Source organism: Variovorax sp. P4_D9 (genome assembly GCF_056401695.1).
In genome coordinates this window covers 1-523 of the sequence record NZ_JBFUIU010001770.1, presented here as the reverse complement: position 1 = coordinate 523, position 523 = coordinate 1, and the positions used below count along the sequence as shown (strand labels likewise).

Sequence of the window (523 nt, the reverse complement as noted above, 5' to 3'; positions counted from 1 at the left end):
CCTGTCCAAGGCCAAGGAACTCATCTTCAGTGGCAGGAAAGTCGAGCTCGAGGAGGCGCTGCGACTTGGCATTGCCGATCGCACCTCCGACGCCGAAAGCCTGGTGGGAGATGCGCAACGCTGGGCAGCCGAGATGAGCAAAGGCTCAGCCACCGCACTGGCGCTTGGCAAGACGATCCTCAACCAGAGCTTCGAGCTGTCCGCACAGCAGGTCTTCGCTCAAGGCAGCCAGGCCCAGGGCATTTGCTATACGAGCACCGAGCACCGCGAATCCGTGATGGCTTTCCTGGCCAAGAGCAGCGCGAAGAAGGAGACTACAAAGTGACCGAACTGAACTCCATCGCCAGGCTCCTCAAGCCTCGCAGCGTCGCGGTGATCGGCGCTTCTGCCGATGCCGCCAAGACCGCCGGTCGTCCGGTGGCGTACCTGCGCAAGCACGGCTTCACGGGCGAGATCTACCCGGTCAATCCGCGTGTCGATTCGATCGGTGGGCTGACCTGCTATCCGGACATCGCATCGATTC

The 523-nt window shown here is 62.1% G+C and carries 2 protein-coding genes; both read left to right on the top strand.

Going from position 1 to position 523, the window contains the following annotated elements; all coding sequences use genetic code 11:
- A partial coding sequence (locus AC1DY5_RS58260; protein ID WP_478123129.1) for an enoyl-CoA hydratase/isomerase family protein occupies positions 1-325 on the top strand: 325 nt, incomplete at its 5' end.
- Between the two features lie 5 nt (positions 326-330).
- Positions 331-523, top strand: a 193-nt coding sequence (locus AC1DY5_RS58255) for a CoA-binding protein (RefSeq protein ID WP_478123131.1), incomplete at its 3' end; no start/stop codon positions are given.